This is a genomic window from Nitratireductor sp. L15S-10 (assembly GCF_045011005.1).
In the GTDB taxonomy this organism is placed as follows: Bacteria; Pseudomonadota; Alphaproteobacteria; order Rhizobiales; family Rhizobiaceae; genus Nitratireductor.
The window spans coordinates 215975-241296 of the sequence record NZ_CP120675.1; the positions used below are offsets into that span (position 1 = coordinate 215975).

At 61.2% G+C, this 25322-nt stretch carries 30 protein-coding genes and 3 pseudogenes; 16 read left to right on the forward strand and 17 right to left on the reverse strand.

The window, feature by feature from the left end:
- The first annotated feature begins 16 nt into the window (after positions 1-16).
- The 5 genes and pseudogenes from P2W41_RS19070 (at position 17) to P2W41_RS19090 (ending at position 5919) form a co-directional block, all read left to right on the forward strand.
- Positions 17-2311, forward strand: coding sequence for an NAD-dependent epimerase/dehydratase family protein (locus tag P2W41_RS19070; protein WP_223006633.1), 2295 nt, complete (start codon positions 17-19; stop codon positions 2309-2311).
- Positions 2271-2765 (forward strand): annotated as a pseudogene (locus P2W41_RS19075) (SDR family oxidoreductase); the annotation flags it as partial. The gene P2W41_RS19070 and the pseudogene P2W41_RS19075, both read left to right, overlap by 41 nt.
- 10 nt (positions 2766-2775) lie before the next feature.
- Positions 2776-4578, forward strand: coding sequence for a glycoside hydrolase family 15 protein (locus P2W41_RS19080; protein ID WP_223006740.1), 1803 nt, complete (start codon positions 2776-2778; stop codon positions 4576-4578).
- A 117-nt stretch (positions 4579-4695) separates the two neighbouring features.
- Complete coding sequence (locus P2W41_RS19085) at positions 4696-5196, forward strand: cytochrome b (protein WP_255606509.1); 501 nt, start codon at positions 4696-4698, stop codon at positions 5194-5196.
- A 381-nt stretch (positions 5197-5577) separates the two neighbouring features.
- Complete coding sequence (locus P2W41_RS19090) at positions 5578-5919, forward strand: hypothetical protein (protein WP_404935042.1); 342 nt, start codon at positions 5578-5580, stop codon at positions 5917-5919.
- A gap of 349 nt (positions 5920-6268) precedes the next feature.
- Here the strand turns inward: P2W41_RS19090 and P2W41_RS19095 are convergent, their stop codons facing one another.
- The 7 genes from P2W41_RS19095 to P2W41_RS19125 all read right to left on the reverse strand — a co-directional run bounded on the left by P2W41_RS19095 (position 6269) and on the right by P2W41_RS19125 (position 11231).
- A complete protein-coding gene (locus P2W41_RS19095; RefSeq protein WP_255606508.1) occupies positions 6269-6772 on the reverse strand; it encodes a plastocyanin/azurin family copper-binding protein in 504 nt (167 codons plus the stop codon).
- 37 nt (positions 6773-6809) lie between these two features.
- A complete protein-coding gene (locus P2W41_RS19100; RefSeq protein WP_223006630.1) occupies positions 6810-7259 on the reverse strand; it encodes a pseudoazurin in 450 nt (149 codons plus the stop codon).
- Between the two features lie 95 nt (positions 7260-7354).
- Positions 7355-7666: a hypothetical protein gene (locus tag P2W41_RS19105; RefSeq protein ID WP_223006629.1), complete on the reverse strand. Its 312-nt coding sequence runs from the start codon at positions 7664-7666 to the stop codon at positions 7355-7357.
- 151 nt (positions 7667-7817) lie between these two features.
- On the reverse strand, positions 7818-8429 hold the full coding sequence (gene msrQ, locus P2W41_RS19110) for a protein-methionine-sulfoxide reductase heme-binding subunit MsrQ (RefSeq protein ID WP_255606507.1): 612 nt from the start codon (positions 8427-8429) through the stop codon (positions 7818-7820).
- A gap of 35 nt (positions 8430-8464) precedes the next feature.
- Positions 8465-9409, reverse strand: a complete 945-nt coding sequence (msrP, locus tag P2W41_RS19115; RefSeq protein ID WP_223006627.1) for a protein-methionine-sulfoxide reductase catalytic subunit MsrP — start codon at positions 9407-9409, stop codon at positions 8465-8467.
- Between the two features lie 343 nt (positions 9410-9752).
- A complete protein-coding gene (locus P2W41_RS19120; RefSeq protein ID WP_255606506.1) occupies positions 9753-10715 on the reverse strand; it encodes an arsenic resistance protein in 963 nt (320 codons plus the stop codon).
- Between the two features lie 42 nt (positions 10716-10757).
- Complete coding sequence (locus P2W41_RS19125) at positions 10758-11231, reverse strand: helix-turn-helix domain-containing protein (RefSeq protein WP_223006625.1); 474 nt, start codon at positions 11229-11231, stop codon at positions 10758-10760.
- Between the two features lie 133 nt (positions 11232-11364).
- On the opposite strand from P2W41_RS19125, the gene P2W41_RS19130 reads away from it, so the two are divergent.
- Together P2W41_RS19130 and P2W41_RS19135 are read left to right on the forward strand one after the other, a co-directional pair.
- Positions 11365-11742, forward strand: coding sequence for a hypothetical protein (locus tag P2W41_RS19130; protein WP_255606505.1), 378 nt, complete (start codon positions 11365-11367; stop codon positions 11740-11742).
- A complete protein-coding gene (locus tag P2W41_RS19135) occupies positions 11729-12193 on the forward strand; it encodes a hypothetical protein (protein WP_223006623.1) in 465 nt (154 codons plus the stop codon). Before P2W41_RS19130 ends, P2W41_RS19135 begins: the two co-directional genes overlap by 14 nt.
- A gap of 141 nt (positions 12194-12334) precedes the next feature.
- Here P2W41_RS19135 and P2W41_RS19140 read toward each other — a convergent pair whose 3' ends face one another.
- A complete protein-coding gene (locus tag P2W41_RS19140) occupies positions 12335-12616 on the reverse strand; it encodes a trans-aconitate 2-methyltransferase (RefSeq protein ID WP_223006622.1) in 282 nt (93 codons plus the stop codon).
- Here P2W41_RS19140 and P2W41_RS19145 point away from each other — a divergent pair.
- Entirely contained in the window at positions 12521-12973 is a 453-nt protein-coding gene (locus P2W41_RS19145; RefSeq protein ID WP_255606504.1) for an alkaline phosphatase, read from the forward strand. The two genes, P2W41_RS19140 and P2W41_RS19145, sit on opposite strands and share 96 nt — an antisense overlap.
- A gap of 66 nt (positions 12974-13039) precedes the next feature.
- Here the strand turns inward: P2W41_RS19145 and P2W41_RS19150 are convergent, their stop codons facing one another.
- The gene (locus P2W41_RS19150; protein ID WP_255606503.1) at positions 13040-13300 is read right to left on the reverse strand and encodes an alkaline phosphatase; all 261 of its coding nucleotides are present in this window, start codon (positions 13298-13300) and stop codon (positions 13040-13042) included.
- Between P2W41_RS19150 and P2W41_RS19155 the strand changes: the two genes are divergently transcribed.
- A complete protein-coding gene (locus P2W41_RS19155; RefSeq protein ID WP_255606502.1) occupies positions 13214-13564 on the forward strand; it encodes an alkaline phosphatase in 351 nt (116 codons plus the stop codon). The two genes, P2W41_RS19150 and P2W41_RS19155, sit on opposite strands and share 87 nt — an antisense overlap.
- Before the next feature lie 32 nt (positions 13565-13596).
- Here P2W41_RS19155 and P2W41_RS19160 read toward each other — a convergent pair whose 3' ends face one another.
- The 5 genes from P2W41_RS19160 to P2W41_RS19180 all read right to left on the reverse strand — a co-directional run bounded on the left by P2W41_RS19160 (position 13597) and on the right by P2W41_RS19180 (position 16895).
- A complete protein-coding gene (locus tag P2W41_RS19160) occupies positions 13597-14661 on the reverse strand; it encodes an NAD(P)/FAD-dependent oxidoreductase (protein ID WP_223006620.1) in 1065 nt (354 codons plus the stop codon).
- Positions 14661-15227 carry a L,D-transpeptidase gene (locus tag P2W41_RS19165; protein ID WP_223006619.1) on the reverse strand — a complete coding sequence of 189 codons (567 nt, stop codon included), beginning with the start codon at positions 15225-15227 and terminating at the stop codon, positions 14661-14663. The genes P2W41_RS19160 and P2W41_RS19165 overlap by 1 nt, the downstream gene beginning before the upstream one ends.
- A gap of 53 nt (positions 15228-15280) precedes the next feature.
- Positions 15281-15568, reverse strand: coding sequence for a hypothetical protein (locus tag P2W41_RS19170; protein ID WP_404935027.1), 288 nt, complete (start codon positions 15566-15568; stop codon positions 15281-15283).
- A gap of 67 nt (positions 15569-15635) precedes the next feature.
- Positions 15636-16328, reverse strand: coding sequence for a L,D-transpeptidase (locus tag P2W41_RS19175; protein ID WP_255606529.1), 693 nt, complete (start codon positions 16326-16328; stop codon positions 15636-15638).
- A 165-nt stretch (positions 16329-16493) separates the two neighbouring features.
- Positions 16494-16895 carry a hypothetical protein gene (locus tag P2W41_RS19180; RefSeq protein WP_404935028.1) on the reverse strand — a complete coding sequence of 134 codons (402 nt, stop codon included), beginning with the start codon at positions 16893-16895 and terminating at the stop codon, positions 16494-16496.
- Positions 16896-17028: 133 nt separating this feature from the next.
- Between P2W41_RS19180 and P2W41_RS19185 the strand changes: the two genes are divergently transcribed.
- Entirely contained in the window at positions 17029-17790 is a 762-nt protein-coding gene (locus tag P2W41_RS19185) for a DUF1624 domain-containing protein (RefSeq protein WP_404935029.1), read from the forward strand.
- Positions 17791-17807: 17 nt separating this feature from the next.
- Here the strand turns inward: P2W41_RS19185 and P2W41_RS19190 are convergent, their stop codons facing one another.
- Entirely contained in the window at positions 17808-18806 is a 999-nt protein-coding gene (locus tag P2W41_RS19190) for a murein L,D-transpeptidase family protein (protein ID WP_223006617.1), read from the reverse strand.
- 363 nt (positions 18807-19169) lie between these two features.
- On the opposite strand from P2W41_RS19190, the gene P2W41_RS19195 reads away from it, so the two are divergent.
- Positions 19170-19436 (forward strand): hypothetical protein, encoded by a 267-nt coding sequence (locus tag P2W41_RS19195; RefSeq protein ID WP_223006616.1) that lies wholly within the window; start codon positions 19170-19172, stop codon positions 19434-19436.
- Between the two features lie 395 nt (positions 19437-19831).
- On the opposite strand, the gene P2W41_RS19200 is transcribed toward P2W41_RS19195, so the two are convergent.
- Positions 19832-20194, reverse strand: coding sequence for a MerR family DNA-binding protein (locus tag P2W41_RS19200; protein ID WP_223006615.1), 363 nt, complete (start codon positions 20192-20194; stop codon positions 19832-19834).
- 20 nt (positions 20195-20214) lie between these two features.
- Between P2W41_RS19200 and P2W41_RS19205 the strand changes: the two genes are divergently transcribed.
- From P2W41_RS19205 to P2W41_RS19215, 3 genes are all read left to right on the forward strand, one after another.
- A complete protein-coding gene (locus tag P2W41_RS19205) occupies positions 20215-21021 on the forward strand; it encodes a multicopper oxidase family protein (protein WP_322340657.1) in 807 nt (268 codons plus the stop codon).
- A gap of 216 nt (positions 21022-21237) precedes the next feature.
- Positions 21238-21759 (forward strand): YcnI family protein, encoded by a 522-nt coding sequence (locus P2W41_RS19210; RefSeq protein WP_223006613.1) that lies wholly within the window; start codon positions 21238-21240, stop codon positions 21757-21759.
- 24 nt (positions 21760-21783) lie between these two features.
- The gene (locus tag P2W41_RS19215; protein ID WP_322340630.1) at positions 21784-23409 is read left to right on the forward strand and encodes a CopD family protein; all 1626 of its coding nucleotides are present in this window, start codon (positions 21784-21786) and stop codon (positions 23407-23409) included.
- A gap of 164 nt (positions 23410-23573) precedes the next feature.
- Here P2W41_RS19215 and P2W41_RS19220 read toward each other — a convergent pair.
- A pseudogene (locus tag P2W41_RS19220) lies at positions 23574-23783 on the reverse strand (integrase); the annotation flags it as partial.
- A 321-nt stretch (positions 23784-24104) separates the two neighbouring features.
- Between P2W41_RS19220 and P2W41_RS19225 the strand changes: the two are divergent.
- Positions 24105-24764: a peroxiredoxin gene (locus P2W41_RS19225; RefSeq protein ID WP_322340631.1), complete on the forward strand. Its 660-nt coding sequence runs from the start codon at positions 24105-24107 to the stop codon at positions 24762-24764.
- Between the two features lie 325 nt (positions 24765-25089).
- Positions 25090-25294 (forward strand): annotated as a pseudogene (locus tag P2W41_RS19230) (CDP-alcohol phosphatidyltransferase family protein); the annotation flags it as partial.
- Positions 25295-25322: the final 28 nt, after the last annotated feature.

Below are 25322 nucleotides of genomic sequence, written 5' to 3' on the forward strand. Positions count from 1 at the left end.
GCTTTCGGAGGGGAAGGTGAATTCCGAGAAGGACGTGGTGGTCGTCACAGGAAGCAGCGGCTTTATCGGATCGGCACTGATAAAGAAGCTGGCAGGACACTTTACACCGGTCGGATTTGACCGCGACATGCCGCCGCATCCTCCGGCGGAGGCAGAGTGCATCTGCATCGACCTCACCTCCGACAGCAGTATTGAGGCCGCGTTAGAGCGGGTGCGACTCGGCTATGGCAACCGTATCGCCTCAGTAGTCCACCTGGCGGCCTATTTCGACCTGACTGGGGAACGCAATCCGCTATACGAAGAGGTTACCGTGCGCGGGACGGAACGGCTGCTGCGCGGGCTTCAGCAATTCGAGGTGGAGCAGTTCGTCTTCTCGAGCACAATGCTCGTTCATGCTCCGGGCAGGAAGGGAGCGCCGATCGATGAGGACTGGCCGCTCGATGCGAAGCTGCCGTATCGGGAGTCCAAGATACGCACTGAAAAGCTGATCCGGGAGCAGAGGGGAAAAATTCCGGCGGTCATGGTGCGCCCGGCCGGCGTCTATGACGATATTGGCCGCGCGACCTTCCTCTCACACCAGATCGCACGCATCTACGAGCGTCAATATGTCAGCCACTTCTACCCAGGCGATCTCGATACAGGGCAACCATTCCTCCATCTCGACGACCTCACCGCGGCCCTGATCACGATAATTGAGCGCCGGAAAGAGTTGCCGCCGGAAATGGCGCTGCTCCTGGGCGAACCCGATACGCCCACATTCGACGAATTGCAGCGCAAGATTGGTCTCTTGATCCACGACGAGGACTGGGAGACGCGGCACATTCCGAAAGGCCTCGCCCGAACCGGCGCCTGGGTGCAGGGCGAGGTGCTGGATCAGGACCCCTTCATCCGGCCCTGGATGGTCGACATCTCGGACGACCACTACGAAATCAACATCTCGCGCGCAAAGGAGCATCTCGGCTGGGAACCGAAACATTCCCTGCGCGAAACACTGCCCAAAATGATCGCCGCACTGAAGGCCGACCCAGTCGGATGGTACAAGGCGAACAAGCTGAACTCGGCCGCGGTAGCGGCGGAGCAGGTAGAAAACGAATGGAACGAGGCAGAGCAGGAGCCCGAGCAGTTTGGCGCCATGATGAGAAAACACATGCAGCACATGCGCATGATGCATTTCGACATGCTCTGGGTGCACTTCCTCAACATGCTGCTGGGCCTGTGGCTGGCAACGAGCCCGTTCGTCTTCGGTACGTTCGGCGCAGACACCTTCAGTGACGCCGTAATGCGCGTCACGGAAGAGCGTGGGCTCTGGGACCCGTCATTGCGCAATTCTCTCACCGCCTGGAGCGATCTCGCCAGCGGGTTGCTGATTATGGCGTTCTCGGCGCTCTCGCTTTCGCCGCGCTTCAGTTGGGCGCAGTGGGCGAACACGGCGGTGGGCATATGGCTTCTTTTCGCGCCGCTCGTCTTTTGGGCACCGAGTGCCGCCGTCTATGCAAATGACACATTTGTCGGCGCGCTTGTCATCACCTTCGCCATCCTCGTGCCGATGATGCCCGGCATGAGCCACGAGGGCATGATGGACGACTCCGACATGCCACCCGGCTGGAGCTATTGCCCCTCCACATATCTGCAGCGCCTGCCGATCATCGCGCTCGGCGCAATCGGCTTCGTTGTTGCGCGCGTTCTTGCGGCGTACCAGCTCGGCCATATCGAGAGCGTTTGGGAGCCGTTCTTCGCGGGCGAGGGCGGCCGGAACGGCACCGAGTTTATCATCACCTCCGACGTTTCCAGGGCCTGGCCGATCGCCGACGGCGGGCTGGGCGCGACCAGCTATATGTTCGAGATCCTAATGGGGATCATGGGCGGACGAGCGCGCTGGCGCACCATGCCCTGGATGGTGCTTCTGTTCGGCATCGTCGTGGTGCCGCTCGGCGTCGTGTCGATCTATTTCATCATCATCCAGCCGATCATGATCGGCACTTACTGCACGCTGTGCCTGCTGGCGGCGCTCGCCATGCTCATCATGATCCCCTACGCGCTCGACGAGCTCGTGGCGATGGGCCAGTTCCTCGTTCTCAACACCCGCCGCGGCCGGCCGTTCTGGCGCTCCTTCTTCAGGGGCGATGCACTGCCGGGAAGCGGTAAGGACGTGCAAAGGCCCGGCTTTGATATGCCGCTTTGGGAACTGGTCCTTTCGGCGGCGCGCGGCGTGACTGTGCCGTGGACGCTGGTTGGGAGCTCCCTGCTCGGTGCCTGGCTAATGTTCAGCCGAAATGGCGGTGGAGCAGTGGCGGCGTGTGCTCGACGTTAATCTCACGGGTCAGTTCCTCTGCGCCCGGGAAGCCATTCGCTGCTTCGACCAGCAGAAACCCAGCCCCCGTTCAAAAGCGGCAGGCAAAATCATCTGCATGAGCTCCGTGCACCAACTCATTCCCTGGGCAGGGCACGTCAACTATGCAGCCTCCAAAGGCGGACTGATGTTGATGATGAAGACGCTGGCGCAGGAAACAGCGCAAAAGCGCATTCGCGTGAATGGAATTGCTCCGGGCGCGATCAGGACCCCGATCAACCGCGCGGCCTGGAAGACACCTGAGGCGGAAGCAGATCTGCTGAAGCTCATCCCCTACGGGCGCATCGGCGAGCCCGAGGATGTCGCCGAAGCCGCACTTTGGCTTGCGTCAGACCTTTCGGATTATGTCACCGGCGCCACACTCTTTGTAGATGGTGGCATGGCGCTCTATCCGGAATTCCGTGACGCTGGGTGAGGACGGGGCGGTGGCGGCGCGCATAGAAGATTATGCACTGATCGGCGACTGCCGGAGCGCCGCGCTGGTGAGCTGTGAGGGGTCGGTCGACTGGCTTTGCTGGCCCCGTTTTGATTCCGACGCTTGCTTTGCCGCGCTTTTGGGCAGCCCCGCGCACGGACGATGGCTTGTTCGACCGGCGACAGAGACCGCGCGCGTCACGCGCCGCTACCGAGGCCTGACGCTTGTCCTGGAGACGCAATTCGAGACGGACGAGGGAGCCGCCACTCTCATCGACTTCTTGGCGATCGGTCGGGACCATCCCAGGCTGGTCCGAATTGTGAAGGGCAGCCGCGGGCGCGTCGCAATGATGTCTGAACTTGTGATCCGCTTTGGCTACGGTGCCGTTGTGCCTTGGATCACGCACCTGGAAGATGGCAGGCTGCGTGCGATCGCTGGGCCCGATATGGTCACGGTCCAGGGCGGTGGCCCTTCCCTTCACGAGGACCAGAGGACCGCCTCTCGATTCACGATTACTGCCGGCGAGATCGTAGCCTCCGTTTTGAGCTACTCGCCGTCCCATCTGCCACCGCCGGCTCCAATCGATGCCCAGGAACTGCTCGACGAGACTGAAGCCTTTTGGCGGAACTGGGGAGGGCGCTGCCGCTACAAAGGGCCTTGGGAAGACGCGGTCGTCCACTCGCACGTTGTCCTGAAGGCGCTGACTTATGGCCCCACCGGCGGAATCGTGGCTTCTCCGACGACGTCGCTTCCGGAACTGATCGGCGGCCAACGGAACTGGGACTACCGCTTCTGCTGGCTGCGCGACGCGACGTTCACGCTGCTCTCGCTGATGAATGCCGGCTACTACGATGAGGCGAAGGCATGGCGCGACTGGCTCCTGCGTGCGGCCGCCGGTACGCCCACGCGCTTGCAGCCGATGCACGGCGTCGCTGGAGAACGTCGCCTTACCGAATGGGAACTGCCATGGCTGCCCGGATATGAAGAGTCCCGGCCGGTCCGGATCGGCAATGCTGCCCACGGCCAACTCCAGATAGATGTCTTCGGCGAAATCATGGACGCAATGCACCAGGCACGGCGCGGCGGCCTTGAGCCAAGTCACGAAGCATGGGAATTGCAGCGGGCGCTTATTGAGCATCTCGAGACGATCTGGGCCAAGCCCGATGAGGGCATCTGGGAGATTCGCGCCAGGCGACGCCATTTTACCCATTCCAAGGTGATGGCCTGGGTGGCGCTTGACCGCGCGATCCGTAGTGCCGAGCAGTTCCGGCTCGGGGGACCGCTTGAGCGTTGGAGAGCATTGCGCGCGCGGGTCCATGAGGAGGTTTGCCGACGTGGATACAATACCGACTTAGGCGCATTCGTGCAGTGCTACGGAGGCAAGACCCTGGATGCCAGTCTTCTGCTTCTGCCGATTGTCGGCTTTCTTCCGGCGGATGATGACCGGGTACGGGGTACTGTGGAAGCCATCCAGAAGCGTCTCATGGTCGACGGATTGGTTCTCAGGTATGATTCCGCGGTCACACAGGACGGACTGCCGCCAGGGGAAGGAGCGTTCCTCGCCTGCAGCTTTTGGCTTGCCGACAACCTTGTCCTGCTTGGCCGGCAGAAAGAGGCCCGCGCGCTGTTCGAGCGGCTGCTCGACTTGCGCAACGATGTCGGCCTGCTCGCGGAGGAATATGATCCGCGGGCACGCCGGCATCTCGGCAATTTTCCTCATGTCTTCAGTCATGTGGCATTGGCCGATACCGCCCTGAACCTGACCAAGACGGGTCAGCCGGCACGACAGCGATCGCAGGAAGCGGCCGTGTAGGATAGCTCAAACTCGATCGCAGGCGTTTGGAATCATCTAGTCACCGCCTGATTTATCCCACATTCGCCGGCTTTCCAGAAGCGTTGGTCCGCACAGACGAAAGACAACAGAGCTCCCATGTCCTCGGTTGCACCAGATAACCAAAAAAGCACCCGATATACGCGACTGCAGATCGCCACGCATTGGGCGGTTGCGCTGTTGGTCATCGAGCAGTGGTACACTTCCCGGGCTATACCCCGAACGCACAATCCGCTTCTGCCACCATCCAGTACCGACCTGCTTTTGCACGCAGTCCACAACTATGCGGGCCTGCTGATCGGCGCGTTGATGCTCGCGCGGATCGGGCTTCGATTGTTCCAACCTCGTCCTGCGTCATTGCAGATTCAGGGCTGGCTGGAACGACTTTCGCAGGTCATCCATTGGGGGCTTTACATCTCACTGCTCGGACAGGTTGCTGCAGGGTTCGCGGCCGCCTATCTGTGGGCGCCCGCCGGGCGAATCCACATCCTGTTGTGGAACGTCACACTTGTGCTCGCCGGCCTTCATATAGCAGCGGCCGTCTACCATACGGTTCGGTGCGACGGGGTAGTCAAGCGCATGGTCCCCTGGCCTCGCTGACGGAGCAGGGCGGCCGTCGCGGTAAGCAGTAGGCCGGGTTCGCCGCAGCGGGCAAATGTCTGGCGTCATCCGAACGGACTGTGCTCGGTGCCGTATCATGTATGCCAATTCAGTTGGGGTTCGCGGATCAATTCGGCGCCATATATAGAAGGCAATCAGGGTATCGAGCGCCGCGCCGGAAGAGCTGCCAATGGACGAAGCGGCCCTTCCAGAACCGGCGGTCGAAGAAGACGGTGGACCGTGGACGGGAAGACGGATCAGGCAAATATGGCGCAAGGCTTGCCCAATCGCAAAGTTGATGATCCGCAACCGGCGGCAGAGGCTGAAGAAGTGCTGCTGGTCTACGATCGGGAATGTCCGGCCTGCGATGTTTACTGCCGCATGGTGCACATTCAGCCATCCGCAGGCACGCTGCGGATTGTCAATGCGCGTGACCCGAACCCGGTCATGGAGGAGATAACCGAGGCCGGGCTTGATATCGACCAGGGAATGGTCGTCAAGAAGGACGGACGGCTCTATTACGGCAGCGAGGCCATTCACGTTCTCGCCCGCCTCAGTAGCCGGACCGGCGTCTTCAACAGAATAAGCTACTACCTGTTTCGTTCCAGAACGGCGGCGCATTTGCTCTATCCGCCTCTCCGGGCATGCCGGAACCTTCTGCTGAAAGCCTTGGGCAAGGCCAAGATCAACAATTTGGGGATCGAAGGAAACGACCGTTTTTAGAGCTCCAAGAGCTTGTCTTCAAGTGGTTGGCAATGGGATTCGTGGTCGACGTTCAAAGATCAGTTGGGTCCGAGGAAAATTGAAGGTGACCGACAACGGATACGGTCACCATGGGCTCTAGTTGCCTGCGGGCGTACGAGAGTGTTGACCCTTCCCACGGCGGAGAGGTCCAGACAGAACCATATGTGAGCAACTGGCGGGGACGAAAGTACTGCCGGTGGGCATCTTTCGATCAATGCCGAGGGTGCAAGCAGGCCGTCCTACGACCGACGAGCAAGACGACGTGGGTCGCAACAAAGCTCAACCCCGTTCTGTCAGTCAGACCGGGGTTGAGCCGTTCTATGTCATCTTACGTGTCGACGTCTGCTTCTGCTACGGTGATCGGTCCGTGCATGCCGGCTTCGTAATGGCCGGGGACATTGCAGGCAAATTCAAATCGCCCGGTCTTGGAGAAGGTCCAAATCAGTTCTCCCGTCTCACCTGGCTTGAGGAACACGGCGTTGGCGTCGTCATGATCCATCATGCCGGACGACGACGCCATCATCTCCGTCATTTTGGCGCGATGTTCCGCCTGCGTGGCCTGATCGCCGATCGTGAAGTCGTGATTGAGCTCGCCGCCATTCTCGATCACGAAACGGATGGTCTCCCCAGCGCGTACTTGCAAGCTGTCGATCCCGTAGCTCATCCCGTCCGCGGTCAACTCGATGGTACGGTCGACTTCAGCGGCACTGCCCGGTTTACCGAAGCTCACGGTGCCATGCCCGGCATCGGCCCAAGCGACAGATGCATGGGCGAGAAGCGAAGCACTGAATGCGGCGAGAATGGGGAGGCTGTGAATGGAATTTTTCATCATGACAATCTTTATCCTGGGTTTAACGAGTGGATGTCGGTCAAAGCTGGGAGAACAGCTCTGACATGCGTTTCTTTGCCTTGGGAGGGAGCTTGTCTGCGGCGGCCGCGGCCGCATCGAGATTGGCTGGATCGCCGACCACCACAAGAGCGACCATGCCCAAGCCAACATGCGGGGTGCATTTGATGCCGTAGACACCCGGCTCGGTCAGGGTGATCTCCCCATCCTTGTTGAACGGGACATTGATCGGCTCGGCACCGGAGGGAAGCATGCCGCCTATCGAGACCGCATTGTGCCCTTTGTCAGTGGCGGCGATCCTCAGCGTATCGCCGGGTTCGACGCGAACCAATGGCGCGGAATAGACGAACCGCTCATCGCCCTTTTTGTTCAGCATTTCGATAGTCGCCGTTTCCGCCGATGCCGAAGCAACACCAGCCACAGCTGTGGCGGCGGCGAACAACAAGGCTGCTCGCATGCGTTTTGCGCGCATTGCATTCTCCATATTCATTTGTTCGGTTGAATATCGACCGCTCGACAACTGCGTTTTGGACGCGCCGAACGGTCGCTTCTAGAGGCCTGCGTGGATCAGCTCCGCGGCACCGGCGGGTCGATTCCTGGCAAGAAAGGGCGTGGTTCGCGCTCGGCAAGCGACAGAGCAAATCCGCCCGAGTTACCCGCCAGTGCGGAATCCGGGACTGGCTTTAGAGTCAGCAGCGCGTGCGCACAGGAAATTTTCGCCGGACAATGACCAGTGCTTTGTCCCCGCGGATGGCCATTGGCGTCACCCTGTGTTTGGGCAATCGCGACTGCCCCACCCATATGCCCATGTGCGATGGCGGATATCTGGGTTCCGATCAGTCCCAGAACAATCATGAACGTGAAGAGAATCTGCCGCATGCTTGAAGGGGCGCAATTCCTTGGTCATTTCATCATGGTTCGGCTCGCTACCAAACAGCATGAATGTGATAAGAATGTGTAAACTCGATGATTATCGTTTCCACGAGCTTGCGTGTTCTTGTGGCAGGGTTGAATGTCTTCTTAGCTTGCTTCACGCTGCGGAAGGCCGCCGGTGCCTGCGACGGTGCAGGTGCTTTCCGAGCCGATAGGCAAGAAGCACAGCGACGATCGCGAAATAGACGAGCGGCTCTATGGGCCAGGATTTCACCACCAGCAGATAGTGCACGGCCGCCGCCGCGGCTGCCAAATAGACCCAGCGGTGAAGCTTGGTCCAGGCGCTTCCCATGCGCCGCACCATGATGTCGTTCGATGTGGCGGCAAGCGGTACCAGGATAGCCAAGGCCAGCATGCCGAAGGTGATGTAGGGGCGCTTGACGATGTCGGCCGCGATCGCCTGCAGGTCGAGCCGGTAGTCGATCAGCATGTATGTCGCGAAATGCAGAAGGGCATAGTAGAAGGTCAGCAGTCCGAGCGTGCGCCGGTAGCGCAGAAGGCTGATGCCCATGAGGTCGCGCAGCGGCGTCACCGTGAGTGTGGCGATCAGGAAGCGCAGCGTCCAGATGCCGAGTTCCTGTTCCAACGTCCTGATCGGATTTGCGCCGAGCTGGTTGGTGAAGCCCAGATAGAAGACCCATACGGCCGGTGCGAACCCTACCCAGTAGAGCGCGGCGCGCAACAGGCGGAAGCGCAGCGCTTTGGACAATCTTGGCTTCCTCGCGACGTCAGTGATCTGAAGCATCAGTAGAACTTGGTGAGGTCCATGCCGGCGTAAAGCTGAGCCACCTCATCGCCGTAGCCGTTGAACATCAGCGTCGGCTTGCGCTTGGCGAAGAGACCCTGCCCGATCGGCAACTCCGTCGCTTGGCTCCAGCGCGGATGGTCCACCTCCGGATTGACGTTCGAGTAGAAGCCGTATTCGCGCGGGTTTTGCTTGTTCCACGAGGTCGGCGGCTGCCCCTCGGTGAGCGTGATCCTGACGATCGACTTGATGCTCTTGAAGCCATATTTCCACGGTACAACCAGCCGGATCGGCGCGCCATTCTGGTTGGGCAGGGTCTCCCCGTAAAGGCCGACCGCCAGGATGGCGAGCGGATGCATGGCTTCGTCGAGCCTGAGCCCCTCGACATAGGGCCAGTCGAGCACGTTGAAAAACGCCCGCAGGCCCGGCATCTCGTCCGGCCTCACGACAGTTTCGAACGCCAGGAACTTGGCGCTGCCCAGGGGCTCCACGCGGTTGAGCACCTCCGACAGTGGGAACCCGACCCATGGGATGACCATGGACCATCCTTCCACGCAGCGCAGCCTGTAGATGCGCTCCTCCAGCGTCACCGGCTTCAGGAGGTCGTCCAGGTCGAATTCGGCCGGCCGAGAGACGAGGCCGTCCACCTTCACCGTCCACGGTTCCGTGGTGAGGGTGTGGGCGTTTTTCGCCGGGTCTTCCTTGCCGGTGCCGAACTCGTAGTAGTTGTTGTAGTTCGTGATGTGTTCGAGCGCGGTCGGCTCCTCGTCGGTCGACAGCGGGCTGGGCGATGCTTCAAGCTGCGCCGCCTCCGCGCCCCGTGGCGCCATGGCGGCGGAAAGCCCTGCGGCGGCTGCACCCAGCATCAGGCTGCGACGGTTGAGATAGACGCCGCGCGGCGTGATCTCCGACGGACGGATAAGTGGTGCATGCGAAATCAACATCGATGAATCCCTGAGGTAGCGATCCCTAAGGAAGGCTGGTCATATAATAGCATCGGGCCCGCTTCTGGAAATTCATATCTGCACACAATGTCGTGTCTGCGGCCGCGTCTCGTTGGCTCAGACCCGGGCATGAACAGTGTCGCCAATCAAAGAGCAGACCGGAGGCACCATAGGCAGCTCTTCGGGCGAGAAATCTTCTCCTGCTTACCGGGCTCGCACGCTCTCTTGGCAAAATCCCCGATCGACTCGCGTAGCTGCCGGCTTTGACAGCTTGCGCGCGACATGGTTGGAGAGGCAGGGTGCGATCGCCGCACTGACGTACAGCTTCCTTGTTCTCGGCCTTTCAGTTCGGCGACCCGGCCATGATCGGTATCCAGCGCACATAGACGAGCTCGCTCACCAGCTCGATCATCGTCTGCGTGACGACGACGGCCGGAACGAGCGGTACACCGCCCGGCACCGCAAAGGCGAGCGGAAGGATGACGAGCGAGTTGCGCGTGGCGGCGCTGAACGCCACGGCCCGCATAGCGCCAGGGGCAAGGCGGCCGCTGCGCGCGGCGATCCAGCCAAGCACCGGCGCCACGATGGCATAGGCCAGGTAGATCGGCGCCGCGGTCAGCGCCGCGCCCGCGGCCTCTCCGATCTGCGGCATGACGGCGGCCAGAACGAGGAAGAGCACGAGGGCCGTGGCCGGCACCGGCAGCAGGCCGAGGGCAGTCAATGCGCGCTCGCCGGTTGCCGTCCGGGCCGCCACGAGCTGCACGCCCGCCGCAAGCAGCAGCGGCACGGCGATCAGCCACAAGAAGGCGTGGAGGAAGGGCTCCGGGCGGACGAGACCGGAGGCGTCGCTACCGAGCAGCAGGTGCAGATAGAGCGGCAGCAGCGCCATCTGCACGAGCAGGAGCGCCGGCGTCGCCGCCAGCAGAAGCCTGGCGTCGCCACGTCCGAGATGTGTGAACGTCACCACATAGTCGACGCACGGCGTCAGAAGCACGAACAGCACCGCCAGCCGCAGCATCGGCTCGTCGGGCAGCAGCTGCACCAAGAGCGCCGTGGCCGCCGGCATCAGGATGAAGTTCGTCGCAAGCAGCACACCCAGGAAGCGCGTGTTGCGCATCGCCGATCCGAGTTCCGCCAGTGGAACCTGGAGGAAGGTGACGAAGAGCATGAACGCAAGAGCGGGGTTGATCGCTGCCCCAAGCGCGCTGACCCGCGGGACGCCGAGGCCGGCAAGCGCCCCGATGGCGATCGCACCCAGATAGATCGCCACCTGGTGCTCTTCGAGAACCGAGCGAACCTGCTCCACACATGCCTCCATTCTTTCGGCTTCGACTGAGGGCGCTTGATGCTACCGGCGGGCACGACGTCGTCTTGCCGGCCGCCCGGCTTCGCTTGCGGTTCTCGCCTGACCGGACGGTTTGGCAAGGTCTTTCAGTATCGTGCAGTCAGGGCCGGGACCGCCGGCGCAGGCGGTCTCGCAGCTTTCGACAAAGCGCGCGAGGCTCTGTTCCAGCGCTTTAAGCTCGCGCAGCTTGGCGCGCACGGTTGTCAGATGCTCCTGGGCGAGGTCGCGTGCTTCCAGGCAGGAACGGCCAGGTTCCTCAGCGAGCGCCACCAGCGACCGCACCTGTTCGATCGGGAAGCCGAACGCGCGGCAGCGGCGGATCAGGGTTAGCCGCTTGACATCCTCGTCGCCATAGCGGCGCTGTCCCCCGTCCTGGCGATCGGCGCGCGGTATGAGGCCGATCTCCTCGTAGTAGCGGATCGTCGGCGCATTCGTGCCGGTGCGTGTGGCGAGGTCGCCGATCTTCAATGCGGGCATCGCTCGTTTCCTTACAATTTACATTCGCCTCTTGAACCTCAAGTTACTTGAAGACCTACCTTTGCGCCAGTAATCGCCGCGATGCCTCCGACGCGTCACGGCAAAACTGGTGGAGTAAAGAATGGACGGAACAATGTCTGAAGCAGAACCGATCGCCTGCACCCTTGAGGCTGGAGAGTTCGGAAAGCGCCTCGACTGGATTGCAGAGCTTAACCGGGCCGCATTGCTGGACGTGCAGCGGATAGGACAGCGGCTGATCCTGACCTATCGTCGGGAACAGGCGGACCGCGTCCGCGAGATGGTCCGTCGGGAACAGCAATGTTGCGGTTTTCTCGGCTTCGACCTCAGGGAGGACGAGGGCCGTGTGACGCTTGTCATCAAGGCGCCGGAGGGCGCCGCCGATGCCTTGGACGCAAAATTCGAGCCTTTCCTGATGGGCTCACCCCAGAGCAGAGGTTGCGCGTGCGCGGGGACGTCCAACCGGAAGGGAGAAGACAATGGCTGCTGCTGAACCCAACGCAAGGTCCTGGCCGCAAGCCGTCGGGATCGGCCTCCTGGTCTCCATCATCACCGCGGCGATGATGCTTGCGCTGACTGCCGCCGGCCTGTCACCGTTCCCGAAGCCACCTTCGCTCGCCTTCGCGGAGACGATGCTTGGGCGCACTCTGCCCCCGCCGGTTGGGCTCCTGTTTCATACCCTCTATGTGACCTTCTGGTCGGTGATCTTTGTCCGGTACATTCCGCACAGGGACCTGTGGACGGCGCTGGGGCTTGCCGGCGTCCTGTGGCTCGTGATCCTGGTGGTGTTTTTCCCTGTTGTGGGTTGGGGATTTGCCGGCGTCTCCGTCAGCCTCAGGCTGATCCCGGCGTCATTCGTGCCCCATCTTTTGTTCGGACTTCTGCTGTGGGCATTGGACAAGTACCTTCCGGCGTCCCGTTCCGCGCGCTCCGCCGCCGGCTGACCTGGCATCCTGGCCGAGCCAACCTGATTTGAGGCATGCGGTGGCGCGACGGATGGCCCCGTGGGCGAGAGCGGTATCATGTTCGCCACTCAAGTCGCCTTACCAGGACCATCAGCGCCCAGCCCAAACCCATGGCTTCCTTCAATCTCTCAACCCGAAGTCCAAATCCATGAAGTCGCCGGGCACGAACGCAACCTCCGGCGGGCGCCGTCGCGCACGCTCCACTACCGCGTCGGATAGGTCGGTTCCAGTCACGCGGCCATAGGGCAACAATCGGGGACAGAGCCAGCCGGACCCGCAACCGACTTCGAGTATGTCTAAATTCTTGTGTCCGAAGCAAGCCCGCCAGCCGAATACCGGCCGCGCCAAGAACGTGATCCTGTTCACCGCCGACGGCAACGGCGTCGGCACCAATTGCGCCATCCGTCTTTTGCCGGCCAGAAGGCGGGCGGCCTGGGCGATGACTACGTGCTGCCCCAGGAAGCCTTTCCCAATTTGGCGCTCGTGAAGACCTACACGACCAACGGCCAGACGCCCGACTCGGCGCCCACGGCAACCGCCATGAACACCGGGGTCAAGACCAAGAACACGATGATCAATGTCGGCGAAGACGTGAATGTCGGCGACTGCGCGGGCATCACTGGCAATGAGCTGACCACCTTCGCCGAGGTGGCCAGCGCCGCCGGCAAGTCGGTGGGCGTCGTGGCCGCCGCTCGCATCACCCACGCCACGCCCGCTGCAGTCTACGCCAAGACCGTGCATCGCGCCTGCTGCAGATAGTCCGGGTCCATCGTCTCCTCGTTGGTCAAGTCGGGGCGCGAACCGGAATAGGCGCCGTCACTCTGCTCATGCAGGATCGAGCCGGTGGCCGTTCAGATAGCCGGCCACCGTGCAGGGCTTACCGTCGATGCCGTTGTTCAGCGTGTCGAGATGCTTGGTGCCCTCATCATCAATCCCATAGCACAGGCCCGTGACCGCCGAACTGCGTCCACAATAGCCGTTGAAGGCGATCGCATGTTCATGGTCGGCAGTGACGATGATCAGCGTGTCGGCGTCGTCGGTCAGCTCGTCGGCCTCGTCGAGGAGGTCAAGACACTCGGCGGGCAATATGTCTGGGATGACAGGACCTTTGCGAAACTGAACACGGAGGGCAGCAACGCCCCGATCCTCGGCCTGTTCGAGTCCTCGCATATGAATTACGAGCATGACCGTACCGGCGAGCCGTCGCTGGCCGAGATGACCGAGACCGCCATCAAGGCGCTCAAGAACAACGAGAACGGCTATCTCAATGTCGAGGCCGGCCGCGTGGATCATGCGAACCATGACGGCAATCTTCACCGCACGCTCACCGACGGCAGCTGGTCCCGATGACCTCAGAGACCCATTCGGGCGAGGATGTGCTGTTATGGCCAAGGGGCCGTGACTAAACAAACGATCCGTTTTACGATCGCGGCCGCATCGGGTCCCGCTCCCATGATCAACGCCGAAGCGCGATTTCGCTGCCAAGGTCTCCCGACGAAGAACAGATTCGGGATTTCGGATACGCCTTCGGTGTGAACAAATGATCCGTTGGAACCGCCCGCACCTGCGATTTCGACCCAAGAGCTGTCATCGCGAAAGCCGACCGCCCACACGACCGAGACAACCTCCGTCGCCGATCCGTCGGAGAATTGTGCGATGGAGCCGGCGGCACTCATAAGTCGCGGCATGATCCGGACACCGTTGCGCGCCAGGCTGTCGAGATTTCGGTCCCGGTCGGGAAAGGGATCCGCTTTCTGCATGTAGCGCCCCAGGCGCGACTCTTTCGGCGCTTGCATCAAGCCGGACCAGTGCAGCCACCACCAGGCGCTCTTGCCCAGGATGCGTTCGGGAAACAGCTTTCGTGGCTTGCCGACGGAGAGAAATGTGGTGTGGCCTGCGGAAAGCTCAGCTGCGATATCCCTCCCGGTCGCTCCATCGCCAACCACCAGTACAGGCCCGGCCGGAACCTGGGACGGATCCCTGTAGGAATCGCCTGTGAACTGAACAACGTCGGGTGCGAATTGCGATGCGGTTGAAGGGATTATGGGCTTTTGGAATGCGCCTGTGGCAATCACAACATGTGTGGCACGAATTCGTTCCCCGTTCTGCAGTTGCGCCTCGAAACCGCCTGTGGCCTCCTTGACCAGCCGGACGATGCGACTATCGAGGCGGATCGGCAGATCGAAATGGGCAACGTAGGATTGCAGATAATCGGCGAACTCGTCTCGAGAGGGATAGAGCTCCCGGTTTCCGGTGTGAAGCAGTCCAGGCAAGGCGCTGAACTGACGCGGAGTGAACAGCGTGAGCGAAGCGTAGCGATTTCTCCAGCTGTCGCTGACCCGGCCGGCAGCATCGACAATCTGGAACGGCAGCCCAGCTTTTCGGAGGTGGTATCCGGTCGCAAGGCCCGCCTGACCGGCGCCGATGACCAGCACGAATTTCGACATCACTCAAGCACCACGACCTTCGTGCCGACCGGAACTCGCTCAAATAGGTCCTCGACATGCTCGTTCAGCATGCGGATGCATCCGTTGGAGACCGCCTTGCCGATGCTTGACGGTTCGGTCGTGCCGTGAATGCGGTAGAGCGTATCTCTGCCATCCCGGTAGAGATACAGGGCGCGTGAGCCGAGCGGATTTGTCGGTCCGCCTGGAACGCCGTCGGCGTATTTGGCGTATTTCTGCGGATCGCGCCGGATCATGTTCTTGGTCGGCCGCCAGCTCGGCCATTTCGCCTTGCGTCCCACCACTGCGGTGCCGGTGAATGATAGCCCGGCGCGGCCGACGCCGATACCGTAGCGGCGGGCGATTCCTAGCTTTTCGACAAGGTAGAGGAACCGGTTGTTCGGGTCGACCACGAGCGTTCCGACTTCATGTTCAACCGATATGTCGACCAGTTGCGGCAGAAAGCGCGGGTCGAGTGCGACCGGCTTTTTCGCCGGATGCGCATGCGCCGCCCCAGGCACAGCCAAAATTGCCGCGACAGAAAGGACGAATATGCGTCGATCAATCATCTTGCCCCCGCCCATGGTTTCAGAATGGAAAGAGTTCTGCAAAACGGCAGTCATCAATCTTTATGATCATCGTTCGAGGCAGGCGGCGATACATCCGGGATCAGCTTCTCGATCCTGGCCTTCGCGCGCAGTTCGGCGATGATATGCCTTGCTTCCGCCGCCTCGAGGGCCGCCCGAATTCGCGGTGAAACCCCCTCGCAATCAGGTGCCGGGCGCTGGCGGCGTTCTTCGAGCTTCACGGGCGCAAGCAACTGCTCCATCGTGGGTTGGGCAAGGGCTGGGGCTGCGATGCCGGCGATGGCCAGCATCACTGCGCCTGCGATGAATTGGCGACGTATCATTGGATATTCCTTCATGCGATTCGCAGATGATGCATCCTCTAGGGGCTGGAGAGACAAGCGATTGTGCTTAGGCATGAACTCCTGTCCCGTTGCGGACGACTATTGGGGTATTGGCGGGGACCCGTTCATAAAGGTCGATCACGTCCTGATTCAGAAGACGCACGCAACCACTGGAAACCGCCTTGCCGATCGTCCAGTATTCGGGTGTTCCGTGCAGCCTGTAGAGAGTGTCTTTGCCGTTCTGGAAGATGTAGAGCGCCCGCGAACCCAAGGGGTTGTCCAGGCCGGGAGGCATCCCACCGTTTCGCACACTATATTTTTCCAGTTCGGGCTGCCGCTCGATCATCTCGTCCGGCGGCGTCCATTTGGGCCATTTCTGCTTCCAGGCAATGACGCCGTGCCCGGACCATTCGAAGCCGGCCCTTCCCAATCCGACACCGTATCGCAGCGCCTTTCCGCCCGGCCGCACGAGGTAGAGGAAGAAGGATCTCGTATCGACGACGATCGTTCCCGGTGTTTCGCCGGTCGGATCATCGACCAGGCGCCGATAGAATTTCGGGTCGACTTTTGACAGATCGACCGCCGGAATCGGGAATTTTTCCTCCGGCATCGCGCGATACATCGAAAGATAGGAGCGATCGATCTCGGGTTCCGCCGGAGCGGAATCCTTCGTCTCGACCGTCGCGCATCCGCCGAGAGCGAGGACGCTCGCGGCAGCGGAGGCTGTCAGGAAGCTCCGGCGGGCTTCGTTGAATTGCATGTTTTTGCTCAAGACGACACTCTTTGAAAAAATGTTTGGGAATAGCGGGACCTTTTCGGGAGAGCCCGACACGCGCCGGCGGGACGATCTCTCGATCCGCCAAAGCGTATTCTGTCGCCGCCGGGGGACTACTCGGGCAGCAGACATGCGCCGTTGCGGCAGTTCCTAGAGACGGCGGGAGGCTCTGCGTTCTGAGGCGTTGTTTTCCTGGGGCGGTGGTACCGAGACCAAAATGGGCAACGAAACCAATCGTGCGAGCGCAGGGTGGGGCGCTTCATTCATGGCCCCGCAGAGGCGCATCTGCATGGTGGGGGCAAGCCATCCGCAGTGATCCTGGTATGGCGAAACATGCTGACTGGGCTGCACACCGTCGTCTTCAGTGCTGCCCCCTTCTGCAGGGTCGCTGAGACTGCACACGCTTTGAGCAGTGGTTTGTGCGGCCTGGAAATCGGTCGTGATCTCGAAGTCGGATACCATGCCCACGCCCGATGTCGCGGCGACCGCCCAGGTTGCCGCGTGGACGGAAAGCGCAAGTGCCAGCAGTATCGCAACGACGGCTCGGACCATGATATCGAATTAAAGCAGCAGCATGGTTAAACAAAGCTGAATCTACGCCGAAAGCAGGTGCTCTTGAAGGATTGAGTTTGTTGTGAGGGCAGGGTTGAACCTCTAGCGGGATGAGGGTCAATCTTCCCGTGAAGTGATTCCAGCAACAGGGAGTACTTTGTTGACCGAACCGCTGCGCGCGCGCTTGCGTTCCATTGATGCCCTGCGTGGTTTGGCAATTGCCGGCGTCGTTCTGTTCCATATTGGTTGGGATCTCGATTTTTCAGGCCTCTTGCCAGGGAACCTGTCACGCCATCCGGCCTGGCTGCTGTTCGGTCGCTCGCTCGCCGGAACATTCATGGTTCTAGTGGGCGTGAGCCTTGCATTGGCGCACGGAAGCCGGATCCGATGGCGTCCGTTCTTCAATCGGCTTTGGGTTATCGTGGCGGCCGCGGTGGCCATCTCGGCAGCTACGCGGCTGGTATTTCCTGAAGCCTTCATCTATTTCGGGATATTGCATGCCATAGCAGCCGCGAGCTTGATCGGCGTCTTCTTTGTCCCGCTTCCCGCACTGACGAGTTTCGGCGCGGGCGCCGCGATGCTGATCTTCCCTTCACTTTTTTCGGATTCGCTTTTCGACGCACGCTGGCTTGCGTGGATCGGTTTTGCGGAAACCCCGCCCATCAGCAATGACTACGTGCCGATCTTTCCATGGGCTGGTCTCACGCTTATGGGCCTGGGCCTTACAAAGGCCGGCATCGCGCGCGGATACGACACCTGGTTTCTGAAGCACGAGCCCGCAGGTCCGACGGTGATGGCGCTCGGCTGGTTGGGACGGCACAGCCTGATGATCTATCTGCTGCACCAACCGATTTTGCTTGCGCTGATCTTGCCGACGGCATGGCTTGTGAAATGACGCAGCAGTGTCGTTCGCTATTCTCCCTCGACATGGGTATCGGCGAGCGCTGCCTCGGGCCGGCTTACCGGGACGGAACTCACCGACGTCCTCTTTGACAACGCCTCCGGACCAATTCGCCCAAGCAACTCGCGGAAATAGGGGTGCATGCCACCATCCACGTAGGCGTGCGCTGAGAGCGTGGTGCTTGCCGACAGCAATTGCTCCATCGCAAGCCAATCCGCTTCGGCACGCGATGCCACTGCTGGGTTCTTAGCTGTCACCGTGGGTGGACAAGCCGCAAGAGGATCTGCCGGTTCGCCGTCCTTGAACCGTGCATCGAAGACGTACCGCCCGCCGCAATACGACACCTTCGGCGGGCGTCGGGTCACCTCGAAAATATCGTAACCGCCCTTCAGATTCATCCAGAATTCGAAATTGGGATCGCCGCGGTTCTTCGCCATGTTCTCAGGGGTCATCCGGAACGGGAACGCCTGAACCTGAATGACCCTTTGTCCGCCCTCCAAAGCTTCGCGCGCGACAGCATAGATTTCCGCCACCCCCTCGTCGGTCAAGGCATAGCAACCCGACGATGAACAGGCGCCATGCACCATCAGCGCATCACCGGTATAGCCAAGCGCGTCCTCGAGCCTGTTTGGATAGCCGAGATTGAACGAGAGATAGTATTGGGAATTCGGATTAAGCATGCCGGCGGAAACGTGGTAGAAGCCCTCCGGCGCCTGCCTATCGCCTTCACGCGTTTTGGGTCCGAGCTTTCCCGACCATCGACACATCGGATAGGTCTTCAACAGCGCGTAGCGGCCGGTCTGGTCGCGTTTCCAAATCTCGAGTTCGCTCTCCTGCTTGAAGATGCGAACGAGGATTGGGTCCGTCGGCGACATTCCCTTCCCACCCATCTCGTTAACCAGCCTGGTGGGAATTGGTTGCGCGGCCTTTTTGTCGACATTGAGAACGGATGAGACGCATCCCGATACCAGCGCTGCCAGTAAGGCAAGCGAGACGAGTCTGAGCAGCATCGAGATCAAGATAACCCCTTCCTGTTTGCAGCATCACGAAGGACCAGCACTTTGCAGCGTGAACTGTCCCCCGCTCCTGATAGCAACATATCTATTGTTCGTCAGCATGATTAACGGACGATTGACGGAGCGGCTTGCACCTCAACCCGCTGGAGGTTTTACGGTGGCCGCCGCTAACCACAAATCCGCAGATCGAGAAAAAACGGCACTGATAGTGTCCATGCGCATACGGCCCAGCCACTCCAGGTTCCAGCCACGGCTTCGACAGGATTCTTTGGCGGGCGAGCCACCACACTGCAAAGCTAATGATCATGAAGAGAAAGACCAGTATGACGCTCATCGTATCATCTCCTTTCAAGGCCGATGATTTCGAGGGGTGGCGCCGCGCAGGATTTCATCGCCGGCGACGAAGCCCGGCGTGCCGTTGATCCGCCGCGCTTGGGCGAGCTTGAGATTGCCCTCGATCTCGGCGTCGATCGCGGGATCCTGCGTGTTGGCTTAGAGCTGTTCGACATCATGGACAGACACTTTGGCGCCGGCCATGAGCCAAGCCTCGTCGACAGATCCCGCGACCTGCATCAACGCCTTGCGGAACGACGGATCGTAACCGCCGCGAGTTGCCCACCTTGACGGATAAGTTCCGGATGCGTTGACGGCCGCCATAGAGGTGGGACTTGCGCCAGCATGCGCAGTGAAAGGATACCCCAAACGTTGAGCATCGCGATGTAACGCAAACTTGAACGGCTTTCGTTCGGCACTCGGTCACGGCCTCCTTGATCTGGACCTCAAATGATGCACCTTCCCCTTATGTTCATACTGGCGTCCAAAATCCTCCTTGCTGTTCTTGCCTCCTTATTTGGGATGTACGCTCTGCTGTCAGTCGCGTGCTACCTTTCCGAACATAGCGGCCTGGTCATGCTGCATATGTACTCCACGCCGATTATCCTGTCCGGTGCGCTTGGAGTGATCCTGATCCTTACGCGTAACGTGCCGGCAAATCCAAGAGGACAGTGAGCAGGAGACCATTAATTGAACCGTGGCCCGACTTGGCCGGGTGGAAGCTCGGTGTCTTCTCCCGCCAGATCGTCCAGGATCGGACAATCCGGGCGTTCATCACCCTCACAATGGTCAATGAGGTGCTTTAGTGTCCGCTTCATAGCCTTGAGTTTCGCCAGCTTCTCATCGAGAACGCTGATGTGGGCCCGCGCGAGCGCCTTGACGTCCATACTCGTGCGGCTGTCGTCCTGCCACAACCCCAAGAGCCGGCGGATATCTTCCATCGAAAACCCCAGTTGTCGGGCACGATGGATGAAGCGCAGTGTGTTGACGTCCTTATTGGTGTAGAGGCGATAGCCTGCCTCGGTGCGTCCGGCAGCGGGAATATCCATTCTACCTGCTCAACGGACGCCTGCCCACCGCCCCACAAACCTTCAACGCCAAGCCGGGGCAGCGGGCCCGGTTCCGGATTATCAACGCTGCCGGCGCCACGGTTTTCCGCATTGCCTTGGGTGGGCACCGGCTCACCGTGACGCACAGCGACGGCTTCCCGATGCGGCCCGTGGACGTGGACACTCTGCTGATCTCCTCGGGCGAGCGCTACGACCTGATGGTCACGCTGGACGACGGCGTCTTCCCGCTGGTTGCCGTGGCGGAAGGCAGATTGGCACAGGCGATGGGCGTCGTACGCACCGGTAGGGGTGCCGCCCCTCCGCCGGATGCCGCGCCGCGCGAGCTCGCTGGCCGGGTTCTGGCGCTCACCGACATGGCGGCGACGGCCCCGGTGCGCGTGTCCGCACGGGATCCGGACGTGACCCACTTGGTCTACCTCACGGGCGATATGGAAGAGTTTGCATGGCGCATCAACGCCGAGACCTACCACCCGCACGCGCCCTTCGACGGGATCACGCCGCTCGAGGTCCGCTACGGACAGCGCGTACGCTTGGCGCTGATTAACCAGACACCGATGTATCACCCGGTGCATCTGCACGGGCACAGCTTCGCGATCCGCTCTGTCGCCGCCAATTATGGCAGGGGTCCGCCGGTCGCGAACATCAAACACGGCGCAATCAAGGACACCCTCCTCGTCCCGCCCGGTCAACGGATCGACGTCGACTTCACCGCCGACAATCCCGGCCAGTGGCTCATTCACTGCCACAACGCTTACCACCTGCCGACCGGGATGGCGACGGTCCTCTCCTACGTCGACTCATCATGATCAGGGAGGCCTTCGCCACGACAAGACCATGGCCCTTCGCCGCAGGATCTGGGAACGCATCGGACGTTCAACGCGCCCGCAATGGCGGCGAAGTTTGAAACGCCGAAAAGGCTCGACACAAGAAGGACCGACGGAATGCCTCATTGACACGCTCGCGCCTGGCACAGCTGGAGCCGGGCGCAACCCTCAACACCAACCAACTATTCGGAGACAACGATGACCATCAAGAAACTTGCGCTTCTTTCTGCTCTGATGTTCGCAGCCAGCCCCGCTCTGGCACACCTCACCCTGGAAACCGCGGAGGCGCCTGCGGGGAGCACCTACAAGGGGGTCATTCGTGTGGGACACGGCTGCGAAGGCGCTCCCACCACTGCCGTCCGCGTGCAGATCCCTGAAGGTGTCGTTGCCGTCAAGCCTATGCCGAAGCCGGGTTGGACGCTCGAGACTTCCGTCGCCGCCTATTCCGAGCCGGTGCAGTACCGTGACCGGACCCTCACCGAAGGCGTTCGCGAGATCACCTGGAGCGGCGGCAGCCTTCCCGATGAATGGTACGACGAGTTCGTCTTCCGTGCCCAATTGCCGGAGGGGCAAGTCGGACAGATCATCTATTTTCCTAGCATCCAGGAGTGCGGTTCAGCTGTCAGCCGATGGATCCAGGTGCCCGCCGCAGGGCAGAGCGTCGAGGATCTCCAGGAGCCTGCGCCCGCCGTCACACTGACGGCTCCGGCCGGGAAATAAGCACCATCTGTCAGGATTGATCGGATGTTCAAGGGCATACGGCTCCTTATCCTGCCGCTCCTCCTGCTCATTGCAGGAGCGGGAGCGGTGCATGCCCATGCCGTCGTGACCGGCGCCGATCCGCCCGACGGTGTGGTTTTGGCGGACGCCCCGCCGGAGGTCATTGTCCGCTTTAACGAGCCGGTGTCGCTCGTGCGGGCTCAGATTCTCGACCCGGCCGGCCGCGATGTCCTCGTGTCGGATGGCACCCGAAGCGACGACGGCGAACTCCGCCTCGGGCTCCCCGCCTCGCTGGTCGAAGGCACCTACACGGTCAGCTACCACGTAATGTCGCTCGACGGACATCCCGTCGCTGGCTCTATGATCTTCAGCTTCGGGAAGATCTCCGGCCAGGTAGCGGGGGAGCAGGCGGCGCGCGCACCGGGGGAGCAGGCGGCGAGTGAACCATCCGTCTGGCGATATGCGTTCCTCGCGATCCGAGTGGCCCTGTATTTCGGGATGTTTGGAGCGGTCGGCGGGGTGGCGCTCCTCCTTGTTGCTAAGCCATCCGATCATCTTCGACACGCAACGCGGCGCATCATCGCTGTGTCGTCCGTCACCGGCGTCACCGCCGCGTTGATCGGGCTCGGTCTGCAGGGCGGCATGCTGCTAGGAGGCCCTCCCGGCTTCCTGCTCGATGCAGAGACCTGGTTGATCGGAGCCAAGTCGCCCTTCGGACGAACGGCGATCTCCGCAATCATGGGCTTCGCCCTGATCTGGATTGCCGTCCGGACTGCCCGATCGGCAATAACGCTGAGCATTTCCGCGGTAGGCTCGATCTTGGTCCTGGCGAGCTTTGCGCTCAGTGGACACGTTGTTACTGCGGGGCCGCCCAAGCTGACGGTTCCGCCTCTTCTGCTGCACGTCGCCATTGCCGCATTCTGGGTCGGCTCGCTGCTGCCTCTCCTTCGAGTTCTGACAATGCCCGAGGCCAGCCTCACCCTGAACCGCTTCTCCCGAGTTGCGGTGATGGCCGTGCCGGTACTGGTCCTGGCCGGCATCGTTCTCGCGGTATTGCAAGTCCGCGATCCAAACGCATTGCTCACCACGGAGTATGGGTTGATCCTTCTCGGTAAGCTGGTGCTGGTAGCCGCTCTTCTTGGCTTGGCCGCACTGAACCGGGTAAAGCTCACTCCCGCTTTGACGCGTGGTGACGAGGGGGCGTCCAGGCGATTGAGCCGATCTATCAAGGCTGAAATCGGGACGGTCGTCGCGATCTTGCTCGCAACAGCAGCTCTCGGCACCACGCCTCCGCCGCGTGCCCTGCTCTCCGGGAGCCAGGCCAACTTGTTTTCGGGCCGGACAGTCGACGCTGTGGTTGCGCTTCAACCGGGACGCATCGGAGCGAACGAGGCCGACATCCTCGTGCAAGATTCCGACGGTCGGCCTCTGGAAGTCGTCGAGGTCACGCTTTGGGTTTCTAATCCTGAACGTGGCGTGGAACCGCTGAAGCGCCCAGCCCAACGGATGAAGACCGGCCGGTGGAGGGTTCCGGAGCTCGTGCTCGCACTTCCGGGGGCGTGGCAGGTCGAGGTCGACGTCCTAATCTCGGATTTCGCGGGGGAGACGCTCGAGGGTCAGATTGTGGTGCAGGAAGTCAACGCCAAATGAGCTCCGTCAGCCTGTTGAAGATGAAGATTCGCCGGAGCCCGGCGGGCGCGGATCGCCCAGATATTGAGCGGCAAACTGGGGATCTTCCGCATATTTGGCAGGGGGTTGGATTCATGCCGGGTGTGCGAGTAGGCCCATCAGCAGATGAAGGAGGAATTTGGGCGGGCTTTCACGCAGGCGTGTCCCACCGCATCCCCTGGTGATCGGCTGGTCGGCACTATCGCCGGGAAAGAGCCACGCCTTTGGCCGGCGCAACTTTCAATAATTGCGCGCGATCTCCAGCAGCTGGGCCACAGCATCACGTAGAGGGCCTTCTGGCTTTTGCCCTGCTCGACGCGGATGATCATTCTCTGGCTGTCGATGCCCATGGGCTTCATACGCATAATCGCCCCAGCAGCGAAAACAGAACCAAAGTGGCAGGGCAAGCGTGAATGGGTGCACGGCCAAACAGCCCGAAAGGCGGGTCAAATCGTCCGCCCTGGGCAGAAACCTCGCGAAATTGCCCCGCTTAGGGCCGAACCTCGGTCCAAAGCTCGTCAAGAGCTTGATCAGGTCGATCATCAGCGGCATTCTGACCCGGTGCGGTTCAACGCTAACCACTTGGGGAATATCGGTGTAGGACCTACATGGTGCTCACGGCGCATGCCTGCGCTGCTATTCCTCGCGTATGGAATTTTCGAAGGGAGAAGGAAAAAATGGGCCTCCGTATCAACGACACCGCGCCTGATTTCACCGCCGACACGACGCACGGCGAGATCAGCTTTCACGAATGGATCGGCGACGGTTGGGCAGTGCTGTTCAGCCATCCGAAGAACTTCACGCCCGTCTGCACAACCGAGCTCGGCACGATGGCGGGGCTCGAGGGTGAATTCAAGAAGCGCGGCGCGAAGATCATCGGCATCTCGGTCGACCCGGTGGAAGACCACCAGCGCTGGACGGACGACATCGCCAAGGCCACCGGCTATACGGTCGACTATCCGCTCATCGGCGACAAGGAACTGAAGGTCGCCAAGCTCTACGACATGCTTCCCGCCGATGCCGGCGACTCGTCGGAAGGCCGCACCCCGGCCGACAATGCGACGGTGCGCTCGGTCTACGTCATCGGCCCGGACAAGAAGATCAAGCTGGTGCTGACCTACCCGATGACGACGGGGCGCAATTTCAACGAAATCCTGCGCGCCATCGACTCGATACAGCTGACGGCCAAGCATCACGTGGCGACACCTGCCAACTGGCAGCAGGGCGAGGATGTCATCATCACGCCAGCCGTCTCCAATGAAGACGCGGAGAAGCGTTTCGGCTCCTTCGAGACGATCCTGCCTTATCTTCGGAAGACGAAGCAGCCGTCGGCCTGACAGACGCAGGACCAGAGCCGCTCAAAGCCCCGGACGCGGTTTTCTGTCCGGGGCTTTGTTGTATGGTGGAGTTGTTTACCGGTTCAACGGAACACAGCCTCCGATCAAGCAGCGGGATTCTGACTTCGAGACGCAGTCGCGGTCCCGCGGTGCAGCGACACTTGACTTTCCAGCGGCTGGAGGTCGTAGGCTTGATCGGGCTCTAGGCCAGGAGGGCCATCAGCTGTGCGGGTCCCGGCAACCGGTGGGACTGGTCGATTCTCGCGTATGTCCAGATCCCGGCACTCATCAGACCCGATGCCACCTAGAAAGAGCGTCTCGAACTATGGCCAATCGCGCATTCAATATCCCGAACCTGCTCACTTACGGGCGGATTCTGGCCGTCCCGCTGATTGTGCTGTCCTTTTTCCTTGAAGGCCAGCTTCGCTCGAGCGACTTCGCGCGCTGGTCGGCCCTGGCTATTTCTCTCTCTGGTGGCGAGCATAACAGACTATCTGGACGGTTACCTGGCACGCATCTGGAAGCATTCGTAATCGGGCCTGCTCTGATGTGGAGGCA

Bases quoted from the DNA above. Each gene is read 5' to 3' on its own strand.
- P2W41_RS19085 (WP_255606509.1), top strand. From the start codon at position 4,696: ATGTCCTCGGTTGCACCAGATAACCAAAAAAGCACCCGATATACGCGA.
- P2W41_RS19090 (WP_404935042.1), top strand. From the start codon at position 5,578: ATGGTGCACATTCAGCCATCCGCAGGCACGCTGCGGATTGTCAATGCG.
- P2W41_RS19095 (WP_255606508.1), bottom strand. From the start codon at position 6,772: ATGATGAAAAATTCCATTCACAGCCTCCCCATTCTCGCCGCATTCAGT.
- P2W41_RS19100 (WP_223006630.1), bottom strand. From the start codon at position 7,259: ATGCGCGCAAAACGCATGCGAGCAGCCTTGTTGTTCGCCGCCGCCACA.
- P2W41_RS19105 (WP_223006629.1), bottom strand. From the start codon at position 7,666: ATGCGGCAGATTCTCTTCACGTTCATGATTGTTCTGGGACTGATCGGA.
- msrP (WP_223006627.1), bottom strand. From the start codon at position 9,409: ATGTTGATTTCGCATGCACCACTTATCCGTCCGTCGGAGATCACGCCG.
- P2W41_RS19125 (WP_223006625.1), bottom strand. From the start codon at position 11,231: ATGCCCGCATTGAAGATCGGCGACCTCGCCACACGCACCGGCACGAAT.
- P2W41_RS19130 (WP_255606505.1), top strand. From the start codon at position 11,365: ATGTCTGAAGCAGAACCGATCGCCTGCACCCTTGAGGCTGGAGAGTTC.
- P2W41_RS19135 (WP_223006623.1), top strand. From the start codon at position 11,729: ATGGCTGCTGCTGAACCCAACGCAAGGTCCTGGCCGCAAGCCGTCGGG.
- P2W41_RS19140 (WP_223006622.1), bottom strand. From the start codon at position 12,616: ATGGCGCAATTGGTGCCGACGCCGTTGCCGTCGGCGGTGAACAGGATC.
- P2W41_RS19155 (WP_255606502.1), top strand. From the start codon at position 13,214: ATGGTCGGCAGTGACGATGATCAGCGTGTCGGCGTCGTCGGTCAGCTC.
- P2W41_RS19160 (WP_223006620.1), bottom strand. From the start codon at position 14,661: ATGTCGAAATTCGTGCTGGTCATCGGCGCCGGTCAGGCGGGCCTTGCG.
- P2W41_RS19165 (WP_223006619.1), bottom strand. From the start codon at position 15,227: ATGATTGATCGACGCATATTCGTCCTTTCTGTCGCGGCAATTTTGGCT.
- P2W41_RS19170 (WP_404935027.1), bottom strand. From the start codon at position 15,568: ATGATACGTCGCCAATTCATCGCAGGCGCAGTGATGCTGGCCATCGCC.
- P2W41_RS19175 (WP_255606529.1), bottom strand. From the start codon at position 16,328: ATGCAATTCAACGAAGCCCGCCGGAGCTTCCTGACAGCCTCCGCTGCC.
- P2W41_RS19180 (WP_404935028.1), bottom strand. From the start codon at position 16,895: ATGGTCCGAGCCGTCGTTGCGATACTGCTGGCACTTGCGCTTTCCGTC.
- P2W41_RS19190 (WP_223006617.1), bottom strand. From the start codon at position 18,806: ATGCTGCTCAGACTCGTCTCGCTTGCCTTACTGGCAGCGCTGGTATCG.
- P2W41_RS19195 (WP_223006616.1), top strand. From the start codon at position 19,170: ATGATTTCGAGGGGTGGCGCCGCGCAGGATTTCATCGCCGGCGACGAA.
- P2W41_RS19200 (WP_223006615.1), bottom strand. From the start codon at position 20,194: ATGGATATTCCCGCTGCCGGACGCACCGAGGCAGGCTATCGCCTCTAC.
- P2W41_RS19210 (WP_223006613.1), top strand. From the start codon at position 21,238: ATGACCATCAAGAAACTTGCGCTTCTTTCTGCTCTGATGTTCGCAGCC.
- P2W41_RS19215 (WP_322340630.1), top strand. From the start codon at position 21,784: ATGTTCAAGGGCATACGGCTCCTTATCCTGCCGCTCCTCCTGCTCATT.
- P2W41_RS19225 (WP_322340631.1), top strand. From the start codon at position 24,105: ATGGGCCTCCGTATCAACGACACCGCGCCTGATTTCACCGCCGACACG.